Here is a 22,017-nt window from a genome sequence, read left to right as displayed (position 1 = left end):
ATGCCTGCACGACCGTGCGGGACCGCGCACATCTGAGTGGTTACCGCCCTCTCCGGCACCGTCACCCTCCGTCGGCTCAGCCGAGCTGGGCCGGGGCGTCCATGGCGATCTGCTCGAAGACCTTCCGGTCGGCGGCGAAGGAGGTGCCGGGGACGGGCCAGTGGATCACGATCTCGGTGAAGCCCAGCTCGTGGTGGCGGCCCGCGAAGTCCACGAACGCGTCGAGCGACTCCAGCGGGCGGGCCCGGTCCGGGGTGAAGCCGGTGAGCAGCACCTTGTCCATTTCGGCCACGTTCCGGCCGGTCTCGGCGCAGGCGTCGGCGAGTTTCGCGACCTGTCCGCGAATGGCTTGAATCGACTGTTCAGAAGTGCCGTTCTCGTACAGTTTCGGGTCGCCGGTGGTCACCCATGCCTGTCCGTGGCGCGCGGCGAGCCGCAGTCCGCGCGGCCCGGTGGCGGCCACCGCGAAGGGCAGCCGGGGCCGCTGCACACAGCCCGGGATGTTCTGCGCGCCGTGCGCCGAGTAGAAGGCGCCCTCGTGCGACACGGTGTCCTCGGTGAGCAGCCGGTCGAGCAGCGGCACGAACTCGGCGAAGCGGTCGGCCCGCTCCCGCGGGGTCCAGGGCTCCTGGCCGAGCGCGGTGGAGTCGAAGCCGGTGCCGCCCGCGCCGATGCCGAGGGTGACGCGGCCGCCGGAGATGTCGTCGAGGGAGATGAGTTCCTTGGCCAGGGTGACCGGGTGCCGGAAGTTCGGCGAGGTCACCAGGGTGCCCAGGCGCAGCCGGTCGGTGACGGCCGCGGCGGCGGTCAGGGTCGGCAGGGCGCCGAACCACGGCCCGTCGCGGAACGGCACGCGCCAGGACAGGTGGTCGTAGGTGTAGGCGGTGTGGAAACCCAGCTGCTCGGCCCGCTGCCACGCCGAACGGCCGCCTTCGTGCCAGCGGCGGTGGGGGAGGATCACGGTGCTCAGACGCAGACTCATGCGTGCGAGCCTACGGGCCCGTGCCGGCGGTGGACGAAACGGTCACCTCACGCGTGCGCTCAGCCACGGAGTGAGGCCGATCAGCGGCAGGTACTCCCGGTGCGTGCGGTCGCGGGGCAGGGGGACGACCAGGAAGTGGCCGGGCGGGAAGCGGCGTGCCCTGACGAAGGCGCGGTCGTCGAAGAGGGAGCGGACGAAGGCGGGGACGTCGTCCCGGTCGACGTCGGGGCACTCGACGCCCTCGACGGTGATCAGCGCGTCGTCGTCGGGGTAGAGCCTGACGCTCACCCGGGGCAGGCCGCCGAACTCGACGTGGGCCTCGTGCGGCAGGGAGCCGTCCGGGTCGGCGGTGACGCCGACGCCCGCGGCGCTGCGGCGCGAGGTCCGGTCGGCGCCGATGTCGTGGTCGACCTCGAACTCGCGCGCGTACGCGTCGGCGAGGGCACGCAGGGCGGCGACGGCGGCCTCGGTGGTGGGGAGGTGGTCCATGCCCTTGATCATGCCGGAGCGGTGCGGCCCGGCGGGCGCCGGTGCGCCTCGGGGAAGCGCAGGTAGCGCGGCGGAACGGCCTGTGTCAGCCACACGCCGTTCGCGCTGACGTGGAAGACGTGCCCGTCGCGGTGCATCGCGCCGGCGTCGACCGGGAGGACCACCGGCCGGCCGCGCCGGGCGCCCACGCGGGTGGCGGTCTCGCGGTCGGGCGAGAGGTGCACGGCGTGGCGGTTCATGGGGCGCAGCCCCTCGGCGCGGATCGCGTCCAGGCTGCGGGCCACGGTGCCGTGGTAGAGGTAGGCGGGCGGGGTCGCCGGGGGCAGTCCGAGGTCGACCTCGACGCTGTGGCCCTGGCTGGCGCGGATCCTGGTGCCGTCGACCGCGAAGCGCCGCTTGTCGTTCCCGGCGACGACGTGGTCCAGCTCGTCGCGGGTGATGCGGAAGCCGTGTGCGGCGGCGGCCGCCATCAGCACGTCGATCTCCACCCAGCCCGCCTCGTCGAGCGTCAGCCCGATCCGCTCGGGCTGGTGGCGCAGGTGCTTCGCGAGATACTTCGACACCTTCACGGTGCGTCTTTCGTCCATCCGCTCAGCATGACGGGAGAGACGCGGATCACGCGGATCAATTATGCCGGGCAGGTTTGATCCACAACCAACTGTAGTTATCCACAGGCCAGTTGGAGAATCTGTGGACAACTTCCCGACACGTCAGCCCTGTTCGTCAAGATCGTTCGGGGGCAAGCCCCTTGACGTGAGCGCATCCAACGCCCGTGCCCGCACCTCCCGTTCGGCCGCCAGTGCCACGAACCGTGCGGCGTCCCGCACCCCAACCAGCTCCTCCACCGCGCGCATTGTCTCCTCGGGCAAGGACACGGAGCGTGACGTTCGGCGGGTCGTCCGCGGCCCCTCCTCCCCCAGCTGCCGCCGCAGCTGCCCCACCGCCAACACCCGCATGGCGCGGGCCAGTTCAGCGTCCACCGTCCGCTGGGCGAGCGGCCGCAGCCGTCGCACCAGGGAAGCCGCTTCCGCCGCGTCCGCATCGGTCGGACGGTGCGATCCGTCGAGGTACCGGGCGAAGACGTGCTCGGTGGTGAACTCCAGGAAACGGGCGGCGATATGCTCGACCTGGACCCTCAATTCCCGCAAATGGGCTGAAATCGCCGACAGCGGTACGCCTGCCGCGTGCAACTCCACCGCCACGGACAGCTCTTGGGGGCTCGGCACCAGGAAGGAGCCGGGGTCGCCCGGGACCGGTTCCAGCACGCCGAGTTCGACGGCCTCGGCGACGGCCGCGTCGTCGGGCGAGCCGCCGAAGCGCTCGTCCAGGTCGGCGCGGGAGATCCGTACCGCCTCCTCGTCGGTCCACGGCCGGTTGACCTCCGCGACCAGACCGAGCACCCCGCCCAGGCCGCGCCCCGCGTCCCAGGCCTGGAGGAGTTCCTTGACGGAGGCCAGGGTGTAGCCGCGGTCCAGGAGTTCGGCGATCTGGCGCAGCCGGGCCAGGTGCGTGTCCGAGTAGAGGTTGGCACGGCCGCTGCGCTCGGGCCGGGGGAGCAGGCCGCGGTCCTGGTAGGCGCGGATGGTGCGGACCGAGGCGCCGCTGGCGTGCGCCAGGTCCTCGATCCGGTACGGCGCCGGCATCCTCGCGGCCTCCCTCAGCGGCTGGGCCGGGCGACCGCCACGGGCGGCCCGGTCCGCGCGCTCACAGCGGTGGTTCCATCCGCGCGATCGCCCGCAGCGCGCGTGGGGTGAACCGGGACATCAGGTGGGCGCCCCGGGCCTCCGGAGTGACCGGCACGACGGCCTCGTTGCGCACGACCGCGCGCAGGACGGCGTCGGCGACCTTCTCCGGCGGGTAGTTCCTGAGGCCGTACAGGCGCGCCGTCCTCCTCCGGCGCCGCTGCTCCTCGTCGGCGTCCACGCCCGCGAAGCGCGCGGTGGAGGTGATGTTGGTGTTGACGAAGCCGGGGCAGATCGCGCTCACGCCTATCCCCTGGCCCGCCAGTTCCGCGCGCAGGCACTCGCTGAGCATCAGCACGGCCGCCTTGGAGGTGCTGTAGGCGGGCAGCGCCCGGGAGGGCTGATACGCCGCCGCCGAGGCGGTGTTGACGATGTGGCCGCCCTGTCCGCGCTCGGCCATCCGCCGTCCGAACAGCCGGCAGCCGTGGATCACGCCCCACAGGTTGACGTCGAGGACCTTCTTCCAGTCCGCCGGAGTGGTGTCGAAGAAGGAACCGCCCAGTCCGATGCCGGCGTTGTTCACCAGGACGTCCACCACGCCGTACTCGGCGGCGACCTTGTCGGCGAGCTTCTCCATGGCCTGCTCGTCGGAGACGTCGACGGTCTCCGCCCAGGCCTCGGGCGCGCCGACCAGGCGGGACAGCTCGGCGGTGCGGGCCGCCGCCTCGGCGTCCCGGTCGACGGCCACCACGCGCGCACCCGCCTCGGCGAAGGCGAACGCCGTGGCCCGTCCGATGCCGCTGCCCGCGCCGGTGACGAGGACGAGCTGCCCGCCGAAGCGTTCGGCGTACCTGCCGGTGGGCCGCGCCGTCTCGGGCCGCCCGCCCTCGACGGAGGTGACGAACTCGGTGATCCAGGACGACAGCTGGTCGGGGCGGGTGCGGGGGACCCAGTGCTTGGCCGGCAGGGTGCGGCGGGTCAGCTGCGGGACCCAGTGCTCCAGGTCGTCGTAGAGCCGCTCCGACAGGAACGCGTCGCCGAGGGGGGTGATGAGCTGTACGGGCGCGTGGGCGTACGCGTCCTGGCGGGGCCTGCGCAGCCGGGGGCGCACGTTGTCGCGGTACAGCCAGGCGCCGTGGGCCGCGTCCGAGGGCAGCGAGGCGGTCGGGTAGTCGCCCGCGGGGATCTTCTCCACGCGCCGCAGCAGGCCCGGCCAGCGCTTGCTGAGGGGGCCGCGCCAGGCCAGTTCGGGCAGCACGGGCGTGTGCAGCAGGTACACGTACCAGGACTTGGCGCCCTGGCCGAGGAGCTGGCCGACCCGGCGCGGCGTGGGCCGCTTCAGCCGCTGGTCGATCCAGTGGCCGAAGTGGTCGAGGGAGGGGCCCGACAGCGAGGTGAAGGAGGCGATGCGTCCCTCGGTGCGCCGGACGGTGACGAACTCCCAGGACTGCACCGAGCCCCAGTCGTGCCCGACCACGTGCACCGGCCTGCCGGGGCTGACCGCGTCGGCCACGGCCAGGAAGTCGTCGGTCAGCTTCTCCAGGGTGAAGCCGCCGCGCAGCGGCTTCGGTGCCGTCGAGCGGCCGTGGCCCCGGACGTCGTAGAGCACGACGTGGAAGCGCTCCGCGAGCCGGACGGCGACCTCGGACCACACCTCCTTGCTGTCCGGGTAGCCGTGGACGAGGACCACCGTGGGCTGTGCGGCGTCTCCCATCTCGGCCACCTGCAGCTCGACGCCGCCGGTCCGGATCCGGCGCTCCCGGGCGCCCTTCAGCAACGTCACGCGTCCTCCGCCCAGCGCCGCACGTGCGGCAGATCGTCGTCCAGCCAGAAGGCGCTCTGCGCGGGGTCCCGGGAGTCGGTGACGACCAGGATCTCCTCGAACTTCGCGCCCGTCCCCCGGAATCCGAGGTGGGGTTCGACCGCCCACAGGCCCGGCCGCGGCGGGTGGTCGGAGAAGCGGTACGGCGACCACAGCGGGGACCAGCCGTCGCGGTGGCCGTGCAGCGCGTCCGAGGCGAGTCCCTTCAGGGACTGCGTGCCGAACCCGAACAGACGCGGCGACCAGCGGCGCTCCTTCACCTGGTCCACCTTGTGCGCGATCACGCCGAAGGGGTACGCGCGGTGCCGGTTGGCGTAGCCCTGGCGGACCATGAGGCGGTCGACGTCCTCGTAGATCGTGCGCAGCGACCGCCGCTCGCGCACCTCGCGCAGGATCAGCTCGCGGTGCGCCTCCAGGTCGGCCATGAGCCGGTCCTGCACGGGGTTGATCCCGAGCGAGCCCGAGTAGCCGATGTCGGCCGTGAAGCCGTCGTACACCGGGGCCATGTCGAGGATGAACGGCATCCCGGGCTCCAGCCGCCGGCCGGTGGGGAAGAACTGGAGCGGGATGCGGAAGTCCGCGAACGCCGTGCGGTCGCCGAACCAGGCGAAGGGCAGATGGAACCAGTCCCGCACGCCCCGCTCGCGCAGCCATTCCCGCTGCATGCGGGCCGCCTCGCGCTCGGTCACACCGGGCCGGAGCTGCGCGGCGACCGCCTCCGCGCACTCGTAGGCGAGGCGCTGCACCCGCCTGAACCCCGCCAGCCGCGCGGAGAGTTCGCCTGCCACTGCCGTCGTCATGCCACCGCCCAACCTCGCCCGAGCCGACTGCGGTACGTGTCCGTAACTTGACACCGATGAATGTGACAGTTGTTAGAGGTCGCGTCAATGGGGAGGCCGGGGCTGTGGACGACGGCACGGCCGGGGCGGTGGACCACGCTCCGTAACTCTCAGGTAGGGGACTCCCCTACGGACCCGTACATCTGGAGTCTGAGGCCAAGACAGCTCTGCGGTCTGACGACCGGCGTGGTGCGCGTCACTATCGTCGGGGACGTGACTGTGATCGCGACCGAAAGCCTGAGCAAGCGGTTCCCCCGGGTGACCGCGCTTGACTGGCTCTCCGTCGACGTCGGGCCCGGTGTGACCGGCCTCGTCGGAGCCAACGGAGCCGGCAAGTCCACGTTGATCAAGATCCTGCTGGGTCTGTCCCCCGCCTCCGAGGGCCGCGCCGAAGTGCTCGGGCTCGACGTCGCGACCAAGGGTGCCGCCATCCGTGAGCGGGTCGGCTACATGCCGGAGCACGACTGCCTGCCGCCGGACGTCTCGGCCACCGAGTTCGTCGTCCACATGGCGCGCATGTCCGGGCTGCCGCCCACGGCCGCGCGCGAGCGCACCGCGGACACGCTGCGCCACGTCGGTCTGTACGAGGAGCGCTACCGCCCCATCGGCGGCTACTCGACCGGCATGAAGCAGCGCGTCAAGCTCGCCCAGGCCCTGGTGCACGACCCGCGGCTGGTCTTCCTGGACGAGCCGACCAACGGCCTCGACCCGGTCGGCCGCGACGAGATGCTCGGCCTCATCCGCCGCATCCACACCGACTTCGGCATCTCGGTCCTGGTCACCTCGCACCTGCTGGGCGAACTGGAGCGCACCTGCGACCACGTGGTGATCATCGACGGCGGCAAGCTGCTGCGGTCCAGCTCCACCACGGACTTCACCCAGACCACCACGACGCTCGCGATCGAGGTCACCGACACCGACGACCACCCGGACGGCACGCGCGCGGTGCGCGAGGCGCTGCACGCGCGCGGGGTGGAGGTCCTCGACGGCAGCGACGGCCTGCCGGGCGCCGGACACATCCTGCTGCTCACCGCACAGGGCGACCAGACCTACGACCTCGTGCGCGACGTCGTCGCCGACCTCGGCCTGGGCCTGGTGCGCATGGAGCAGCGCAGGCACCACATCTCGGAGGTCTTCCACACGGGCGCCGAGGACCGGGACGTGACGAAGGAGGCGGCCGTCCATGGCGGTTGAGCAGCCGATGCAGACAGCAGCCGGCGGGCCGGGCGACCAGACCCGTATCCACAACATCGGCTACCGCAACTACGACGGGCCCCGCCTCGGCCGCGCCTACGCCACCCGCTCGCTCTACTCGCAGTCGCTGCGCGGCGCCTACGGCCTCGGACGCTCCATCAAGTCCAAGGTGCTGCCGATGCTGCTGTTCGTGGTGATGTGCGTGCCCGCCGCCATCATGGTGGCCGTCGCGGTCGCCACGAAGGCCAAGGACCTGCCGGTCGACTACACGCGCTACGCGATCATCATGCAGGCCGTCATCAGCCTGTACGTCGCCTCGCAGGCACCGCAGTCCGTCTCGCGCGACCTGCGCTTCAAGACCGTGCCGCTGTACTTCTCGCGGCCGATCGAGATCGCCGACTACGTTCGGGCGAAGTACGCCGCCCTGGCCTCCGCGCTGTTCGTCCTCACCGCGGCCCCCCTGATCGTGCTCTACGTGGGCGCGCTGCTGGCCAAGCTCGACTTCGCCGACCAGACCAAGGGATTCGCGCAGGGACTCGTCTCCGTGGCACTGCTCTCACTCCTCTTCGCCGGCATCGGCCTGGTCATCGCCTCGGTGACCCCGCGCCGCGGCTTCGGCATCGCGGCCGTCATCGCCGTCATGACCATCTCCTACGGCGCCGTCTCCACCCTCCAGGCGATCGCGGACACCCAGAACAGCTCGGGCGCCATCCCCTGGATCGGCCTCTTCTCGCCGGTCACGCTCGTCGACGGGGTGCAGTCGGCCTTCCTGGGCGCGAGTTCGGCCTTCCCCGGGGAGGTCGGCCCGAGCCACGGCCAGGGCGTCGTCTACGTCCTCGTCGTCCTCGGCCTGATCGCCGCCTGCTACGGCCTCCTGATGCGCCGCTACCGAAAGGTCGGACTGTGACCACGCTCAGCATCGACCACGTCTCCCGCTGGTTCGGCAACGTGGTCGCCGTCAACGACATCACCATGACCATCGGCCCCGGCGTCACCGGCCTGCTGGGCCCCAACGGCGCCGGAAAGTCCACCCTCATCAACATGATGGGCGGCTTCCTGGCCCCCTCCACCGGCACCGTCACCCTCGACGGGCAGCAGGTGTGGCGCAACGAGGACATCTACCGGCACATCGGCATCGTCCCCGAGCGCGAGGCGATGTACGACTTCCTCACCGGGCGTGAATTCGTCGTGGCCAACGCCGAGTTGCACGGCCTGGGCGCCAAGGCCGCCCAACGGGCCCTCGCCACGGTCGAGATGGAGTACGCGCAGGACCGCAAGATCTCCACCTACTCCAAGGGCATGCGCCAGCGCGTGAAGATGGCCTCCGCCCTGGTGCACGACCCCTCGCTGCTGCTGCTCGACGAGCCGTTCAACGGCATGGACCCGCGTCAGCGCATGCAGCTGATGGACCTGCTGCGGCGCATGGGCGACGAGGGCCGCACGGTGCTGTTCTCGTCCCACATCCTCGAAGAGGTCGAGCAACTCGCCTGGCACATCGAGGTCGTGGTCGCCGGACGGCACGCGGCCAGCGGCGACTTCCGCAAGATCCGCCGCCTGATGACCGACCGGCCGCACCGCTACCTGGTGCGTTCCAGCGACGACCGCGCGCTCGCGGCCGCGCTGATCGCCGACCCGTCGACGTCCGGCATCGAGGTCGACCTCGCCGAGGGCGCGCTGCGCGTCCAGGCCGTCGACTTCGGCCGCTTCACGGTCCTGCTGCCGCGGGTGGCCAGGGACCACGGCATCCGGCTGCTCACGGTCTCGCCGTCCGACGAGTCCCTCGAGTCCGTCTTCTCGTACCTGGTCGCGGCGTAGGAGGCCGAAGATGTACGACCCCACAGTCGCCCGGCTCACCTACCGGGCCCTGCTCGGCCGTCGCCGGGCCCTCATCCTGGGCGCCCTGCCCCTGCTGCTGATCGCGATCTCCGTCGTCGTCCGCGCCCTGGCCGGCGCCGACGACCAGACGGCCTCCGACCTGCTGGGCGGGCTCGCGCTCGCCACCATGGTGCCGATCATCGGCGTCATCGCCGGCACCGGCGCGATCGGGCCCGAGATCGACGACGGCTCGGTGGTGTACCTGCTGTCCAAGCCGCTGAAGCGGCCGACGATCATCTTCACCAAGCTGATCGTGGCGATCGCGGTGACCATGGTGTTCTCGGCGCTGCCCACGTTCGTCGCGGGCTTCATCCTGAACGGCAACGGCCAGCAGATCGCGGTCGCCTACACGGTCGCCGCCCTCGTCTCCTCCATCGCCTACGCGGCGCTCTTCCTGCTGCTCGGCACGGTCTCCCGGCACGCCGTGGTCTTCGGGCTCGTCTACGCGCTGGTCTGGGAAGCCCTGTTCGGCTCCCTGGTGCCCGGCGCGCGCACGCTGAGCGTCCAGCAGTGGTCGCTCGCCGTCGCCCACAAGGTGGCCGGCGGGGACCTGGTGACCTCGGACGTCGGGCTCACGACGGCGACGGTGCTGCTGATCGCGGTGACCGTGCTGGCCACCTGGTACGCGGGCCAGAAGCTGCGGTCGCTGACGCTGGCCGGCGAGGAGTGACAGGTCCCGGCTCTTGACAGGGACTTCACCCGTGTCCGGGCAGACTGGACATGTACGGACGTACGGCTGGAAGGACGCACAGGAGGCAGCAGGGATGGCAGACGACTTCGACGACCTGGTCCTCGACGAGGACTTCGTACGGTCCGCCGGGACCACCGAGCCGTCTGCCCGGGCCCGTATGCTCGCCGCCCGCTGGCGCGAGGAGGAGCCCGAGCCGCAGCCCTGGCGCTCCGACGAGCCGCCCGCGGGCTGGTTCTTCAGCAAGGCGCGCCGGCGCAGGTGGCGCCGGCCCTGACCCTCGCGGGGGCCGTCTTATTCGGTGGCGCCCGACTCGCCCGACAGGCACAGTGGTGGTGTCCACGTCGCCGGACGGTGAGTCCGGCGCCGCACACGGGGAGAGGAGCCGGGCGATGTCCATGCACGACAGTACGTCCAGCTCCCGACAGGGCAGCCCGCGGCGGTCTCCGGTGTAGTCACCCCACCGTCGAGCCCGCTCCGCACACCCGGAGCTGCCCGGGGCGGCCGCTTCGAGCACGCGATGTGTCTCTCGCGTGGGCCGCCCACCCGGAGGATTGGCCGAGTGGTAAGGCACTGGCTTGCTAAGCCAAGGTCGGGCCTGGAAAGCCCGCGCACGTTCGATCCGTGCATCCTCCGCGGACAGCGGTCCAGCCGGCTCAGCCCAGCAACCGCTCCAGCACCGCCGCGATCCCGTCCTCCTCGTTGGAGGACGTCATCTCGTCGGCCACCGCCTTGAGTTGCTCGTGGGCGTTGGCCATGGCCACGCCGTGGGACGCCCAGGCGAACAGGGGGATGTCGTTCGGCATGTCGCCGAAGGCGATCGTCTCCGCGGCCTTCAGGCCGAGCCGGCGCGCCGCCAGGGACAGGCCAGTGGCCTTCGACAGGCCCAGCGGCAGCAGTTCGACGATGCCCTCGCCCGCCATCGCGACCGTGACGAAGCCGCCCGCGGCCCGGCGGGCCGCCTCCGCGAGCTCGTCGTCGGTCAGGTCCGGGTGCTGTATGTAGATCTTGTTCAGCGGGGCCGCCCACAGGTCGGACGCGTCCGTGAAGGGGGTGGCCGGGAGCGCGCCGGTGACCGCGTAGCCCGGGCCGACCAGCACCTCGCCCGACAGACCGTCACGGCTCGCCGCCAGGTGCAGCGGGCCGACCTCCGACTCGATCTTGGCCAGCGCCACACCCGCGAGCTGCCGGTCCAGGGTCACGGAGGTGAGCAGGCGGTGTGCCCCGGCGTCGTAGACCTGGGCGCCCTGGCCGCAGACCGCGAGGCCCTGGTAGCCGAGGTCGTCGAGGACGTGCCGGGTCCAGGGGACCGCGCGGCCGGTGACGACGATGTGGGCGGCGCCCGCCGCGGTGGCCGCGGCGAGCGCTTCACGGGTGCGCGGGGAGACCGACTCGTCGGAGCGCAGAAGCGTTCCGTCGAGGTCGGTCGCGATCAGCCGGTACGGGAAACCCCCCGCGGGAGACGCCTCGTTCACTTGGCGACCGGCTCCAGGACCTCCCGGCCGCCGAGGAACGGACGCAGCACCTTGGGCACGTACATCGAGCCGTCGGCCTGCTGGTGGTTCTCCAGGATCGCCACGATCGTGCGCGGTACGGCGCACAGCGTGCCGTTGAGCGTCGCGAGCGGCTTGACCTGCTTGCCGTCACGGACGCGGATGGACAGGCGGCGGGACTGGAACTCGGTGCAGTCCGAGGTCGAGGTCAGCTCGCGGTACTTGCCCTGGGTCGGGATCCACGCCTCGCAGTCGAACTTGCGGGCCGCCGAGGCGCCGAGGTCGGCCGAGGCGACGTCGATCACGCGGAACGGCAGCTCCAGCGACGTCAGCCACTGCTTCTCCCAGTCCAGCAGGCGCCGGTGCTCCGCCTCCGAGTCCTCGGGGGCGACGTAGGAGAACATCTCCACCTTGTCGAACTGGTGGACGCGGAAGATGCCCCGGGTGTCCTTGCCGTGCGAGCCGGCCTCGCGGCGGAAGCAGGGCGAGAAGCCGGCGTAGCGCAGGGGCAGCCGGTCGGCGTCCAGGATCTCGTCCATGTGGTACGCGGCGAGGGGGACCTCGGAGGTGCCGACCAGGTAGAGGTCGTCCTTGTCGAGGTGGTAGACGTCCTGGGCCGCCTGGCCGAGGAAGCCGGTGCCCGCCATCGACTGGGGGCGGACCAGGGCGGGCGTCAGCATCGGGGTGAAGCCGGCCGCCGTGGCCTGGGCCATCGCCGCGTTGACGAGGGCGAGCTCCAGGAGGGCGCCGACGCCGGTGAGGAAGTAGAAGCGGGAGCCGGAGACCTTCGCGCCGCGCTCGACGTCGATCGCGCCGAGGAGCGTGCCGAGCTCCAGATGGTCCTTGGGGGCGAAGCCCTCGGCGCCGAAGTCGCGGATCGTGCCGTGCGTCTCGAGGGTGACGAAGTCCTCCTCGCCGCCGACCGGCACGTCCGGGTGGACGAGGTTGCCGAGCCGGAGGAGGAGTTCCTGGGTCTCGGCGTCGGCCGCGTCGCGCTCGGCGTCGGCGGCCTTGACGTCGGCGGCGAGCTGGCCGGTCTTCTTCAGCAGCTCGGCCTTCTCGTCGCCCGAGGCCTTGGGGATGAGCTTGCCGAGCTGCTTCTGCTCGGCGCGCAGCTCGTCGAAGCGGACGCCGGACGACCTGCGCCGCTCGTCGGCAGACAGGAGAGCGTCGACGAGCGCGACGTCCTCTCCACGGGCGCGCTGGGACGCGCGCACACGGTCGGGGTCCTCACGGAGCAGGCGAAGGTCAATCACGCGGTCAAGGCTACCGGTGCGGGGATACGGCCACGACACGTCACGGCCGCCGGTCCTGAATTGCGGCGTACGTTGCGTTATGAGCGAATTGCGCACAGTGTCAACAAAAAGTGTCCCACTCCCTGGAACGGGGAGGGGTGGCCGGTGTGGGGTTGACTCGATTCCCTTGTGCGGAGCGGGACTTGGGAGGCCGTTTGTCCACAGCGGTCCACAACCCCCCAAGAGTTATCCACAGGGTGTGTGGAGGGTCTGTGGATTTCGGAATTGATCACTCCGAAACCGCCGCGTCACCCTGTGGATTCCCCGAGCGAACCAGCTTTTACCGCCACTTTCGGTGGAAAGCGGTCGCCCCAAAGGATTGCCTATAGGAAACGAGTGGACGAACGGTGACATGCGCGCGGGTGGACGCGGTGGGGGCTCACACAGCGATTTGTCGACTGACTGACGCTTCACTGTCGACTTGTCCCCAGGTCGAGACGCGCGTCTGTGGATAACTCCTGTGGACAACGAAAATCTGCAGGTAGGACTGGCGGGCAGATGGGTGCGACTGGCTAGAAACGGCCGTCCTGGCAGCGGGCCACCCAGTCCGCCGCCGCCACGAACTCCTGGTCGGACGTGCCCCTGCGCGGTGCGCTCACGTCCTCGAAGCCGAGGTCCGCACGCGGGTACGACCCGAGGAACCGCACCTCCAGGCAGATCCGCTTGAGTCCCATCAGGGCCTCGGCCACCCGGCGGTCGAAGATGTGGCCCTCGGCGTCGATGCAGAAGCAGTAGTTGCCGATGCCGGCGCCGGTGGGCCGGGACTGCAGCAGCATCAGGTTGATGCCGCGGGTGGCGAACTCGCCGAGCAGATCGCGCAGACCGCCGGGGTGGTCGTCGCGCTGCCAGAGCACGACGGAGGTCTTGTCCGCGCCGCTCGGCGCCGCGGGCCGGGCGGGCCGGCCGACCAGCACGAAGCGGGTCTGCGCGTTCTCGGCGTCGTGGATGCCGGTCTCCAGCGCCTCCAGGCCGTACAGCGCGGCGGCGAACTCGCCCGCGAAGGCGGCGTCGTACTGCCCCTCCTGGACCAGGCGGGCCGCGTCCGCGTTCGAGGCGGCCGACTCCCAGTGGGCGTCGGGGAGGTTGTTCCTGAGCCAGTTGCGCACCTGCGGCTGGGCGGCCGGGTGCGCGGAGACCGTCTTGATGTCGGAGAGCCGGGTGCCCGGCCTGACCAGCAGCGCGAAGGTGATCGACAGCAGCACCTCGCGGTAGATCATCAGCGGTGCGCCCGCGACCAGTTCGTCGAGGGTGGTGGTGATGCCGCCCTCGACGGAGTTCTCGATCGGCACGAACGCGGCCTCGGCCTCCCCGGCGCGGACCGCGTCCAGCGCGGACTGCACGGACACGTACGGGATCAGCTCCCGGGTGGCCGCCTCGGGAAGGGTGCGCAGGGCGGCTTCGGTGAAGGTGCCCTCGGGACCGAGATACGCGTAGCTCGCTGGCATGCCTTCACCCTAATGGGCTCACGGGGACGCGGCTCACACGTCTCACACGGGCCCCTCGGGCGGGTGAACCGGGCCGGTTTCTCATCCCTCCAGCAGCCGCTGCCCCACGTACTCCCCCCGCGCGGCCCCGCCCGGCACCGCGAACAGGCCGCTCGCCTCGTGCCGGATGTACTTCGACAGGGCGTCGCCGCGGTCGAGTTTGCGCTGCAGGGGGACGAAACCGCGCAGCGGGTCGGCCTGCCAGCAGATGAAGAGCAGGCCCGCGTCGGGCACGCCGTCCGCGTCGATGCCGTCGTGGTAGGAGAACGGGCGCCGCAGGATCGCCGAACCGCCGTTCTGGTCGGGCCGGGTGATGCGCGCGTGGGCGTTGACGGGGACGACGTACTCGCCCTGGGCGTCGGTCTTGTCGAGGTTCATCGCGGTCGTCTCGGAACCGCCGGACAGCGGCGCCCCGTCGGCCTTGCGACGGCCGATGACGTTCTCCTGGGCCTGCGTCGTCAGCTTCTCCCAGTCGTCGAGCAGCATGCGGATGCGGCGTACGACGGCGTAGGAACCGTTCGCCATCCAGGGCGGGCCGGCCGAGCCGGACGCGGGCACGAAGATCCGCCGCTCGAAGTCGGAGTCGCCCGGCCTCGGATTGCGGGTGCCGTCGATCTGGCCCATCAGGTTGCGTGCCGTCATGGGGCGGGCGGTGGCGCCCGGCGTGCGGTTGAAGCCGTTCATCTGCCAGCGCACCCGGGCGGCGCCGCCCGCGTCCTTCTGGATCGCGCGCAGGGCGTGGAAGGCCACGAGGGCGTCGTCGGCGCCGATCTGGACCCACAGATCGCCGTTGCTGCGGGCCTTGTCGAGCTGGTCGGAGGAGAAGTCCGGCAGCGGGTCGAGGGAGGCCGGGCGCTGCTTCTCCAGTCCGGTGCGGGCGAAGAAGCTGTGCCCGAAGCCGAAGGTGATCGTCAGCGACGAGGGCCCGGCGTCCCGGGCCACGCCCGTGTCGGCGTGCGCCGCGGGCTCACCCGCCATCAGCCGCTCGGCCGTGGCCGACCAGCGGCGCAGCAGTGCCGCCGCCTCCGGGCGGCCCGCGCCCGCCGTCAGGTCGAAGGCGACGAGGTGGCCCTTGGCCTGCAGGCCCTCGGTGATGCCGGGCTGATGTTTCCCGTGAAACATCGCCCGCCCGGAGCCGACGGAGGTCAGCGGTGTGGCCGTGGAGGGGGCGGCCGCGTATCCGGCGGCGCCGCCGGAAACGCCGAGGACGAGCCCGGTGGCGCCGGCGGTGCCGATCAGGGCGCGCCGCGAGACGCCCCGCGCGGCGGGGGCCTCGGTCGGGGCACCCGCGTCCACGGGAGTGCGGGCCTGCGGGGTGGAGGGGTCTGTCATGGTGCGGTTCAGCCGATCTGCGCGTTCTTGGAGACGGTCACCTGGTCGATGTCGGAGGTGCGCACGGTCACGGCGACCTTCCAGTCCCCGGCCATCGGGATCTGCAGGTTGTCCGCCGTCCAGTGTCCGGTGCTGACACGGTCGGGTGTGACGGGCAGCGGCCCGATCTTCCTGGCGTCGAGCGTGAGGGCGAGCTTCACCTCCGGGACGTCGAAGGCGCGGCCGTTGGGCCGCGTGACGTAGACGTGCAGTTCGTTGCCGCCCACGCGCGCGGGGTCCACGTCCACCGACACGACGCCCTTGCCGTCCGTGCCGCCGGTGTCGAACGGCATGGTCAGCGTCAGCGCCCCGGACGAGGAGTCGGAGGCCTGGGACGAGGCCGCCCTGGCCGCTTCGGCGTCCTGCTCGGTGCGCCCCGGCTCGGTCTGCGTCAGGACGGTGGTGACGGCGAGCAGCGCGACGGCGACACCCGCCTCGGCGAGCACCGAGCGGCGCAGTCCGAAGCGGTGCGGGTCCGCGTCGCGCAGCCGCTTCTTCTCCGCGGTGGCGACGGCGGCCCGCTGGCGGGCGAGTTGGGCGGCGCGCTCGGGGCCGCCGGACGCCCCGTGGCCGGCGGCCGGCTTCCTGCCCTTCGTGCCGCCTTCGGCCGCGGTTTCCTCGGCCGCGGTTTCCTCGGCCACGGCTTCCTGGGCCGTGGTGGAACCGGCGCTGACGTGCGCCTTCTCCCGCCGGCGGGACGCGGCGGGCGCCGTGTCCGCCAGCCGCGCCGTCCACCGCCGGGAGAACCACGCGATGCCGACCATCACGCCCACCAGGCCGATCTTGACCAGCAGCAGCTGTCCGTACGACGTGTCGGTGAAGGCCGACCAGGAGCCGAGCTGGCGCCAGGACTGGTAGATGCCGGTCGCGACGAGCGCGAGGACGCTGCCGAAGGCGACCCGGGAGAAGCGCCGTACCGCGGCGGACTCGATCGGGGTCTCCGAGCGGTACAGCGCGACCAGGAGGGCGCACAGTCCGCCCAGCCAGGAGGCGACGGCCAGCAGATGGACGACGTCGACCGGCATGGCGATGCCGGGCTGGAGCCCGGTGGAGGCGTGCTCGGCCATGGCCCAGCTCGCCGCGAGCCCCGCCGACACGACGAACCCGCCGATCGCGAGCCCGAAGGTGAGGTCCCCCTTCTCCTCGTCGTCGCGCGCATCGGCCTGCCGGGGCGCGGCGCCGTCGGCCGGGGTGGTGGCGGGCGGGCGGGCGTAGGCGCCGAACAGCACGGCGATGAAGAGCGCCGCCGCGGCGAGCAGCAGCATCCGGGACACCAGTGCCGCGCCCGTCTTGGTCTGCAGCACCTGCCCGAGCAGCCCCAGGTCGAAGATGTCGCCGGCCTTCCCGGTGCTGGTGTAGGAGCCGCGCAGGAGGAGCAGCAGCAGGGTCGCGGCGGTCAGCGACAGCCAGCCGGAGACGACGAGCCGCTGCAGCGGCCGTACCCCCGAACCGCGCTGCCAGCAGGCGAGGACGAAGGCGCCGCCGCCGACCATGACGATGAAGCCGGCGTACGAGAGGTAGCGGCCGAAGCCGTACAGCCAGCCGACCACCCCGCCGCCGACCTCCTGGCCGACCACCTTGACCGAGGTGGTGGACGGGGCGCCGATGGAGAAGGTGAAGGCGCCGCCGACGGGGTGGCTGTCCGCCGAGACGACCTGCCAGGACACCGTGTAGGTGCCGTCGGCCAGGCCGCTCCTGAGCTGCACGGCGTAGGAGGTGCCGCTCACGTTGGACGGCTTTCCGGCGTCGACGCGCTTGCCCTTGGGGTCGAGCACGCGCAGCGAGTCGTCCGACGTGGCGACCTTCTCCGAGAAGGTGAGCGTGACCTGGCCCGGGGCCTTGTCGACCACCACCCCCTGCGCGGGGTCGCTGCCGGTCAGCGCGGCGTGCGCGGAGGCCGGCCCGGCCCCGGCGAGGAGCACGCCGATGACGGTGAGGCACAGCAGCGCCAGGGTCCGCATACGGCGTGGGGTGATGGGCTGCGTCACGGTGGTCCCTCCCTCAGTGTCCGGTCGCGGGGGTGTACGTGGCGGACTTCACCGGCATCTCAACCTTGATCGGACCGGAGTCGGCGAAGTGGAGCTCGACCGTCACCTTCTCGCCCTGCTTCGGCCTTCGCTTCAGGTTCTCGAACATCAGGTGATTGCCGCCGCTGCGGAACACGAGCCGGCCGTGGGCGGGGACGTCGAGCGAGGCGACCTCCTCCATGGACTGCCCCACCGTCCGGTGGACGGTGACGCTGCCCGCGGCGTCGCTGGTGACGGAGGTCAGTTCGTCCTTCGCACCCCCCTCGTTGGCGATCGTGAGGAAACCCGCGGCCATGTCCGAGACCGGCTGCGGCATGTAGGAGGAGCTGACGGACAGGTCGGCCTTCGCGTCACCGGAGCCGGAGCAGGCCGTCAGGGCCAGGGCACCGGCCATCAGCGCGGCCGGCGCGGCGAGGTGCCTCACGGGTTCTCCCCCTTGACGATCTTGGGGAGGTCCTTGGTGTAGTCGTCGACGGTGGCCTGGTCGTCGTAGAGGGCGTACCCGGCGTCGGTCCTCGGCGAGAACACGATGACCTGGGTGCCGTGCACCGAGACCGTCTTGCCGGTCTTCTTGTCCTTGTGCGTCGGCTCGATGGAGATGCCGAGGGTGCGGGCGCCGGCCTGGATGGTGGCGAAGTCGCCGGTCAGGCCCACGAACTGCGGATCGATGCCCTTGAGCCACCTGCCGAGCTCGGAGGGGGTGTCGCGCCCCGGGTCGGTGGTGACGAACACGACCCGCAGCTTGTCCTGTGCGGCCTTGGGCAGCGCCTTCTTCGCCACCGCGATGTTGTTCATCGTCAGCGGGCAGACGTCGGGGCAGTGCGTGTAGCCGAAGTAGACCAGCGTCGGGCGGCCCGCCGTCTCCTTGCGGAGGTCGTACTTCTTGCCCTGGGTGTCGGTCAGGACCAGGTCCGGCTTCTCGAAGGGCTGGTCGAGGATGGTCACGGCCTTCTGCGAGGTGTCCTCGGAGACCACGGAGACGGGCGACCCGTCGTCGCCGCTGCCGCAGGCGGAGAGGGTCAAAGAGGCGGCGGCGAGCAGCGCGGCCGCGGCGAACGTCTTCTTGCGCATAGAAAAATGTCCCAGATGTGAGAGCTCTGGTGTGCACCGGGGGGCGTGCACGGCACGCGCCCCCGGTGGCACACGCGGACGGACGGTCCTCAGGCGTCGCCGCGGCGACGGCCGGCGAGCACGCCGTACGCCACGCCCAGCGCGCCGACGGCGATGCCCACGACGCCCAGCACGCGCGCGGTCGTGTCACTGCCGCCGGAGCCCGCGGAGGTGTCGGCGGCCGTGTTCTCCGAGTTCTTGGAGCCGGCGGACGCGTCCTCGGCGGTCGAGCCGTGGTGGCCGTCCCCGGCCGCGGTCAGGGTGAGCTCCGGGGCCGGGTGCTCCGGCTCCTCCTGGCCCTTCTGCTGCACCTCGATCCAGCGGACGACGTCCTTGTCCGAGTAGGTCTGCAGCGCCTTGAACGTCAGCTGGTCGGCGTCCTCGGGCAGGGTGCCGACGGAGACCGGGAACTTCTGGAAGAAGCCGGGCCCGACGCCGCCGTTCTTCGCCGTCCAGGTGATCTTGGAGACGGCCTCGTCGATCGTCTTGCCGTGCATCTCGATCGGCTTGGCCAGCTTGGACGTGGTGACCTTGACGTCCCAGCCGTCGATCGGCTGCGGCATGGCGGAGGCCAGCGGGTGGTCGGAGGGGAACGTGACCTCGAGCTTGGTGGTCGAGGCGTCGTCCCGCTCGTTGGGGACCTTGAAGTCGATGACCGCGTAGCCGCCCTTGGCGGCCGTGCCCTCGGGCTGCACGGTGACGTGGGCGAAGGCGGGCGACGACAGGACGACGACGGCCGAGGCGGCGAGGGCGCCGGTGGCCGCGAGGCGGGAAGCCTTCATGAACGGATGCACTCCACTTCGGGTTTCGAGTGAGGACCGGTGACGGGGGACGCGCGGCGCGAAGACGCGGGCACGCTCGTGTGCCGCACGACGGCGGCCCCTCTCCCGGTCTCGGCGGAGTGGCGGTGTCGTCGTGTCAGGCGGCGAGGGAGAGTGCGGCGGCCGGGGGGCCGCGCCTGATCACCGTGTGCTGAAGTGCGGTGGTACGGGGCTTCGGTGGCGCGAGCAGGGCGGGCCGCGGCGGGCGCGGGCGCGCGGCGGGCGCGGCCGGGAGCCCGGCACGCAGGGCGCGCACCAGCGCCAGCGCCCCGCGCAGGGAGCGTACGAGCGCGCTCTCGGCGACCGACTGGGCCGACAGCGCGGACAGTTCGGTGAGCTGGAGCAGGGCCAGGTCGCCGCGGCGCAGCAGCCAGCCGGCGCCGATCGCCGCGAGGACGTGGGCGAGCAGCATCGGCAGCGACGGCAGCAGTGCGCTCATGGTGCCGGAGGCGGACAGCGCGTCCCCCGGGTGGCGCATGGAGCTCATGTCCATGCCGGTGGCGGTGTCCGGCGACAGGCGTGCGTCGGCGAGGATCCTGCGGGCCTGGGCGGGACTGATCGCGGCGGCCGTGGTGCCGCAGACGAGGTGCGCCGCGCGCTCGACGAGGGTGGCGTCGGCCGCCGAGGCCGCGGCGGCCGTGTGCTGGCCCAGCCCGAACAGCGTGTGCAGCGCGACCTGCCCGGCCGCGAGCAGGGCCACGATGCCGGGGAGGGAGCGGGCGCGTCCGGCGAGCGGCACCACGACCAGGGCGGTGGCCAGGAAGCCCGCGCCCATGGTCCACAGCGGGACCGTCGCGCAGGAGGCGAGGACGTGGCCTCCCGCGGCCAGCACGACACAGACCGCGGCGAACACCGAGGCCCTGAACGTCCGGAGACCTTTTCCGGAGCGCGCCGCGCGCTGGTGGGGGGCAGTCATGGCGGGCCCATCATCGCACTGGCGCCGCCGGCGCCGTACGGCAGGTCCGCAAGGTTCCGCGGGGGCCGGACGGTCACTCTCCGGTACGAGCCGCCCGCCCATACACCGATTCCGTTCCGGACGCATCGCCCATATGGGCTGCATCACGTCAACTCTGTGCTTACACCGGCGTACGCGCGGCAATAAGAAACGGTATGTCGAGCCGCTGCCTGGAGGCTGGAGCATGAGCATCTGGTGGTCACTCCACTTGCGGCGTGAAGCTGCGAGCGTTCCGCTCGCGAGACGGCTGCTGCTGGGCACGATGGAGTCCGCGGGCGTCGACCCCGACATCTCCTACGACCTGTCCGTGGCCCTCAGCGAGGCCTGCGCGAACGCCGTCGAGCACGGCGGAGGCGGCGTGCCCTCGGAGGCCTACCGGGTCACCGCCTACCTAGACGGCGAGAAGTGCCGCATCGAGGTCACCGACTCGGGACCGGGCTTCGCCCCCCGCCCGGCCCTGCGCCCCGTCCGCGCCGACTCCGAGCACGGCCGGGGCCTCTATCTGATCCGCGAACTCGCCGACCACGTCGACATCGCCGTCAAGCCCGGCCGCGAGGGCACGATCGTCAGCTTCGACAAGATCCTCAAGTGGCGCCAGGACGCGCCGCTGATGGCGGTGTGAGCGGAGCCGTGCCGCCGTCCGGGGTGAGCACCGAGTCGCCGTAGCGCGTCACGAGCGGTGGTCCCGGTGTGCCGTGCGGTGTCGCCAGGGACGCGGTCCACGGGGCCGGCAGGGGCAGGTCGGTCACCGACCAGGGGCGTGGTGCCGCGGGGTGTGCGCCGGCCTCCACCCGGACGGGGCCGGACGAGCCCGGGAGCGTCTCCAGGACCGTCAGGTCGGACGTGATGCCGGTGCCCACCGCCTTGAGCACCGCCTCCTTGCGGGTCCAGCAGCGCAGGAAGGCGGCGTCGCGTCCGGGACCGGCGGGCATGTCCGCCAGGTGCTCCGCCTCGCCCGGGGTGAGCGTCGAGGCCGCCAGCGTGGAGACCGGCAGCGGGCGTCGTTCCTCGACGTCCACGCCCACCGGGCCCTCGCAGACCGCCAGCGCGGCGCAGCCCGTGGTGTGGGAGAGGCTGATGCGCGGTGCGCCGCCGGGGTGCAGGACGACGGGCGGGCCCTGGTCCGGGGCGTCGCAGCACGGGCAGGGGGCCCGGCCCAGCCGGATCCGGCGGGGCGGGACGCCGAGCAGTTCGCCCAGGACGCGGCGGGCCCGCGCGCGCGTGACGACGAGGGAGGCCTTCGCGCGCGTGCTGCGCGTGCGGTCGACGCGGTCGCGCTCGGCGGGGCTCAGCAGCGCCAGATCGGCGGGCGTGTACGTGAGCGGCAGCCGCCACCACCACACCCGTGCCGGGGACGACGGAGCGTGCGGGAACACCGGGGACATGTGAACCCACCGTAGGCGCGCCCCCGCGGTTCCCGGCCGCGGTGTCAGCAACCGGTCACGCGGCCTTCGGCATGGCAGCTTCCTGCACCGTCTCTTGCCTCCTTTCCGTGGCCCGGTTAAAGGAAATCGCCGGATTCCCCCGGTTAATTGTGAACGCCCATGGATGCTGGCTCCGCCGTCGCGCCGCTGGCTAATGTCGGACTCACCGAATCGGTCGGTGGAATATCCAGGAGAAGGGCTTCACATGTCTGAGGAAAGCAAGCAGCAGCAGCTCGACGAAATCCGCGAGATTGTCGCCGAGGTGCTCGAACTGGAGCCGGAGGAGATCACCGAGACCAGCCTGTTCGTCGAGGACCACGAGGCGGACTCGCTGCGGGCGATCGAGATCCTGGCCCGCCTGGAGAAGAAGTACAAGGTCGAGATCCCGCAGTCCGAACTGCCGAAGATGGTCAACCTGACCGAGGTGCACCGGATACTCGGCCAGCACGCCGGCTGGCAGGACTGA

At 71.8% G+C, this 22,017-nt stretch carries 23 protein-coding genes and 1 tRNA gene; 8 read left to right on the top strand and 16 right to left on the bottom strand.

What is annotated here, in order from left to right:
• Positions 1-76 precede the first annotated feature (76 nt).
• The 6 genes from ACIRPX_RS22590 to ACIRPX_RS22565 form a co-directional block, all read right to left on the bottom strand.
• On the bottom strand, positions 77-982 hold the full coding sequence (locus ACIRPX_RS22590) for an LLM class flavin-dependent oxidoreductase (RefSeq protein WP_404197372.1): 906 nt from the start codon (positions 980-982) through the stop codon (positions 77-79).
• A 42-nt stretch (positions 983-1,024) separates the two neighbouring features.
• Positions 1,025-1,483 (bottom strand): hypothetical protein, encoded by a 459-nt coding sequence (locus ACIRPX_RS22585; RefSeq protein ID WP_404197369.1) that lies wholly within the window; start codon positions 1,481-1,483, stop codon positions 1,025-1,027.
• Positions 1,480-2,058 carry an RNA 2'-phosphotransferase gene (locus ACIRPX_RS22580; protein WP_404197366.1) on the bottom strand — a complete coding sequence of 193 codons (579 nt, stop codon included), beginning with the start codon at positions 2,056-2,058 and terminating at the stop codon, positions 1,480-1,482. Before ACIRPX_RS22580 ends, ACIRPX_RS22585 begins: the two co-directional genes overlap by 4 nt.
• A 123-nt stretch (positions 2,059-2,181) precedes the next feature.
• Entirely contained in the window at positions 2,182-3,114 is a 933-nt protein-coding gene (locus ACIRPX_RS22575) for a MerR family transcriptional regulator (protein WP_404197364.1), read from the bottom strand.
• Positions 3,115-3,175: 61 nt separating this feature from the next.
• Entirely contained in the window at positions 3,176-4,936 is a 1,761-nt protein-coding gene (locus ACIRPX_RS22570; RefSeq protein WP_404197361.1) for an SDR family oxidoreductase, read from the bottom strand.
• A complete protein-coding gene (locus ACIRPX_RS22565) occupies positions 4,933-5,775 on the bottom strand; it encodes a M24 family metallopeptidase (protein ID WP_404197359.1) in 843 nt (280 codons plus the stop codon). The genes ACIRPX_RS22570 and ACIRPX_RS22565 overlap by 4 nt, the downstream gene beginning before the upstream one ends.
• 258 nt (positions 5,776-6,033) lie before the next feature.
• Here ACIRPX_RS22565 and ACIRPX_RS22560 point away from each other — a divergent pair, with 258 nt between their 5' ends.
• From ACIRPX_RS22560 to ACIRPX_RS22535, 6 genes are all read left to right on the top strand, one after another.
• A complete protein-coding gene (locus ACIRPX_RS22560) occupies positions 6,034-7,008 on the top strand; it encodes an ABC transporter ATP-binding protein (RefSeq protein WP_404197704.1) in 975 nt (324 codons plus the stop codon).
• Positions 6,998-7,915, top strand: a complete 918-nt coding sequence (locus ACIRPX_RS22555; protein WP_404197356.1) for an ABC transporter permease — start codon at positions 6,998-7,000, stop codon at positions 7,913-7,915. The genes ACIRPX_RS22560 and ACIRPX_RS22555 overlap by 11 nt, the downstream gene beginning before the upstream one ends.
• On the top strand, positions 7,912-8,823 hold the full coding sequence (locus ACIRPX_RS22550) for an ABC transporter ATP-binding protein (RefSeq protein WP_404197353.1): 912 nt from the start codon (positions 7,912-7,914) through the stop codon (positions 8,821-8,823). The genes ACIRPX_RS22555 and ACIRPX_RS22550 overlap by 4 nt, the downstream gene beginning before the upstream one ends.
• Before the next feature lie 10 nt (positions 8,824-8,833).
• Positions 8,834-9,553: an ABC transporter permease subunit gene (locus tag ACIRPX_RS22545; protein WP_404197350.1), complete on the top strand. Its 720-nt coding sequence runs from the start codon at positions 8,834-8,836 to the stop codon at positions 9,551-9,553.
• Between the two features lie 94 nt (positions 9,554-9,647).
• Positions 9,648-9,848 carry a hypothetical protein gene (locus ACIRPX_RS22540; RefSeq protein WP_404197348.1) on the top strand — a complete coding sequence of 67 codons (201 nt, stop codon included), beginning with the start codon at positions 9,648-9,650 and terminating at the stop codon, positions 9,846-9,848.
• Between the two features lie 271 nt (positions 9,849-10,119).
• Positions 10,120-10,207, top strand: a tRNA-Ser gene (locus ACIRPX_RS22535).
• A gap of 20 nt (positions 10,208-10,227) precedes the next feature.
• On the opposite strand, the gene ACIRPX_RS22530 is transcribed toward ACIRPX_RS22535, so the two are convergent.
• The 9 genes from ACIRPX_RS22530 to ACIRPX_RS22490 all read right to left on the bottom strand — a co-directional run bounded on the left by ACIRPX_RS22530 (position 10,228) and on the right by ACIRPX_RS22490 (position 20,088).
• Positions 10,228-11,046 (bottom strand): HAD family hydrolase, encoded by an 819-nt coding sequence (locus tag ACIRPX_RS22530; protein ID WP_404197346.1) that lies wholly within the window; start codon positions 11,044-11,046, stop codon positions 10,228-10,230.
• Positions 11,043-12,320, bottom strand: a complete 1,278-nt coding sequence (serS, locus tag ACIRPX_RS22525; protein WP_404197343.1) for a serine--tRNA ligase — start codon at positions 12,318-12,320, stop codon at positions 11,043-11,045. Before serS ends, ACIRPX_RS22530 begins: the two co-directional genes overlap by 4 nt.
• A gap of 551 nt (positions 12,321-12,871) precedes the next feature.
• On the bottom strand, positions 12,872-13,804 hold the full coding sequence (pheA, locus tag ACIRPX_RS22520; RefSeq protein WP_404197340.1) for a prephenate dehydratase: 933 nt from the start codon (positions 13,802-13,804) through the stop codon (positions 12,872-12,874).
• An 81-nt stretch (positions 13,805-13,885) separates the two neighbouring features.
• The gene (gene efeB, locus ACIRPX_RS22515; protein WP_404197337.1) at positions 13,886-15,175 is read right to left on the bottom strand and encodes an iron uptake transporter deferrochelatase/peroxidase subunit; all 1,290 of its coding nucleotides are present in this window, start codon (positions 15,173-15,175) and stop codon (positions 13,886-13,888) included.
• Positions 15,176-15,183: 8 nt separating this feature from the next.
• Positions 15,184-17,202: a copper resistance CopC/CopD family protein gene (locus ACIRPX_RS22510; protein ID WP_404197334.1), complete on the bottom strand. Its 2,019-nt coding sequence runs from the start codon at positions 17,200-17,202 to the stop codon at positions 15,184-15,186.
• Between the two features lie 13 nt (positions 17,203-17,215).
• Positions 17,216-17,665, bottom strand: coding sequence for a copper chaperone PCu(A)C (locus ACIRPX_RS22505; protein WP_404197331.1), 450 nt, complete (start codon positions 17,663-17,665; stop codon positions 17,216-17,218).
• The gene (locus ACIRPX_RS22500; RefSeq protein ID WP_404197328.1) at positions 17,662-18,312 is read right to left on the bottom strand and encodes an SCO family protein; all 651 of its coding nucleotides are present in this window, start codon (positions 18,310-18,312) and stop codon (positions 17,662-17,664) included. Before ACIRPX_RS22500 ends, ACIRPX_RS22505 begins: the two co-directional genes overlap by 4 nt.
• A gap of 89 nt (positions 18,313-18,401) precedes the next feature.
• On the bottom strand, positions 18,402-19,133 hold the full coding sequence (locus ACIRPX_RS22495) for a YcnI family protein (protein WP_404197325.1): 732 nt from the start codon (positions 19,131-19,133) through the stop codon (positions 18,402-18,404).
• Positions 19,134-19,269: 136 nt separating this feature from the next.
• Positions 19,270-20,088 (bottom strand): hypothetical protein, encoded by an 819-nt coding sequence (locus ACIRPX_RS22490; protein ID WP_404197322.1) that lies wholly within the window; start codon positions 20,086-20,088, stop codon positions 19,270-19,272.
• A 223-nt stretch (positions 20,089-20,311) separates the two neighbouring features.
• On the opposite strand from ACIRPX_RS22490, the gene ACIRPX_RS22485 reads away from it, so the two are divergent.
• The gene (locus tag ACIRPX_RS22485) at positions 20,312-20,749 is read left to right on the top strand and encodes an ATP-binding protein (protein WP_404197320.1); all 438 of its coding nucleotides are present in this window, start codon (positions 20,312-20,314) and stop codon (positions 20,747-20,749) included.
• On the opposite strand, the gene ACIRPX_RS22480 is transcribed toward ACIRPX_RS22485, so the two are convergent.
• Positions 20,712-21,512, bottom strand: a complete 801-nt coding sequence (locus ACIRPX_RS22480) for a 4'-phosphopantetheinyl transferase family protein (protein ID WP_404197318.1) — start codon at positions 21,510-21,512, stop codon at positions 20,712-20,714. The genes ACIRPX_RS22485 and ACIRPX_RS22480 overlap by 38 nt on opposite strands.
• 244 nt (positions 21,513-21,756) lie before the next feature.
• Here ACIRPX_RS22480 and ACIRPX_RS22475 point away from each other — a divergent pair, with 244 nt between their 5' ends.
• On the top strand, positions 21,757-22,017 hold the full coding sequence (locus ACIRPX_RS22475) for an acyl carrier protein (RefSeq protein ID WP_404197316.1): 261 nt from the start codon (positions 21,757-21,759) through the stop codon (positions 22,015-22,017).

The organism is Streptomyces sp. NPDC101225 (assembly GCF_044767585.1).
Taxonomy (GTDB): Bacteria; Actinomycetota; Actinomycetes; order Streptomycetales; family Streptomycetaceae; genus Streptomyces.
Note: the sequence above shows the minus strand (reverse complement) of the source record. Positions and strands in the feature narration are given on the sequence as shown.

Bases quoted from the DNA above. Each gene is read 5' to 3' on its own strand.
- ACIRPX_RS22590 (WP_404197372.1), bottom strand. From the start codon at position 982: ATGAGTCTGCGTCTGAGCACCGTGATCCTCCCCCACCGCCGCTGGCAC.
- ACIRPX_RS22585 (WP_404197369.1), bottom strand. From the start codon at position 1,483: ATGATCAAGGGCATGGACCACCTCCCCACCACCGAGGCCGCCGTCGCC.
- ACIRPX_RS22580 (WP_404197366.1), bottom strand. From the start codon at position 2,058: ATGGACGAAAGACGCACCGTGAAGGTGTCGAAGTATCTCGCGAAGCAC.
- ACIRPX_RS22575 (WP_404197364.1), bottom strand. From the start codon at position 3,114: ATGCCGGCGCCGTACCGGATCGAGGACCTGGCGCACGCCAGCGGCGCC.
- ACIRPX_RS22565 (WP_404197359.1), bottom strand. From the start codon at position 5,775: ATGACGACGGCAGTGGCAGGCGAACTCTCCGCGCGGCTGGCGGGGTTC.
- ACIRPX_RS22555 (WP_404197356.1), top strand. From the start codon at position 6,998: ATGGCGGTTGAGCAGCCGATGCAGACAGCAGCCGGCGGGCCGGGCGAC.
- ACIRPX_RS22545 (WP_404197350.1), top strand. From the start codon at position 8,834: ATGTACGACCCCACAGTCGCCCGGCTCACCTACCGGGCCCTGCTCGGC.
- ACIRPX_RS22540 (WP_404197348.1), top strand. From the start codon at position 9,648: ATGGCAGACGACTTCGACGACCTGGTCCTCGACGAGGACTTCGTACGG.
- pheA (WP_404197340.1), bottom strand. From the start codon at position 13,804: ATGCCAGCGAGCTACGCGTATCTCGGTCCCGAGGGCACCTTCACCGAA.
- efeB (WP_404197337.1), bottom strand. From the start codon at position 15,175: ATGACAGACCCCTCCACCCCGCAGGCCCGCACTCCCGTGGACGCGGGT.
- ACIRPX_RS22500 (WP_404197328.1), bottom strand. From the start codon at position 18,312: ATGCGCAAGAAGACGTTCGCCGCGGCCGCGCTGCTCGCCGCCGCCTCT.
- ACIRPX_RS22495 (WP_404197325.1), bottom strand. From the start codon at position 19,133: ATGAAGGCTTCCCGCCTCGCGGCCACCGGCGCCCTCGCCGCCTCGGCC.
- ACIRPX_RS22490 (WP_404197322.1), bottom strand. From the start codon at position 20,088: ATGACTGCCCCCCACCAGCGCGCGGCGCGCTCCGGAAAAGGTCTCCGG.
- ACIRPX_RS22485 (WP_404197320.1), top strand. From the start codon at position 20,312: ATGAGCATCTGGTGGTCACTCCACTTGCGGCGTGAAGCTGCGAGCGTT.
- ACIRPX_RS22480 (WP_404197318.1), bottom strand. From the start codon at position 21,512: ATGTCCCCGGTGTTCCCGCACGCTCCGTCGTCCCCGGCACGGGTGTGG.
- ACIRPX_RS22475 (WP_404197316.1), top strand. From the start codon at position 21,757: ATGTCTGAGGAAAGCAAGCAGCAGCAGCTCGACGAAATCCGCGAGATT.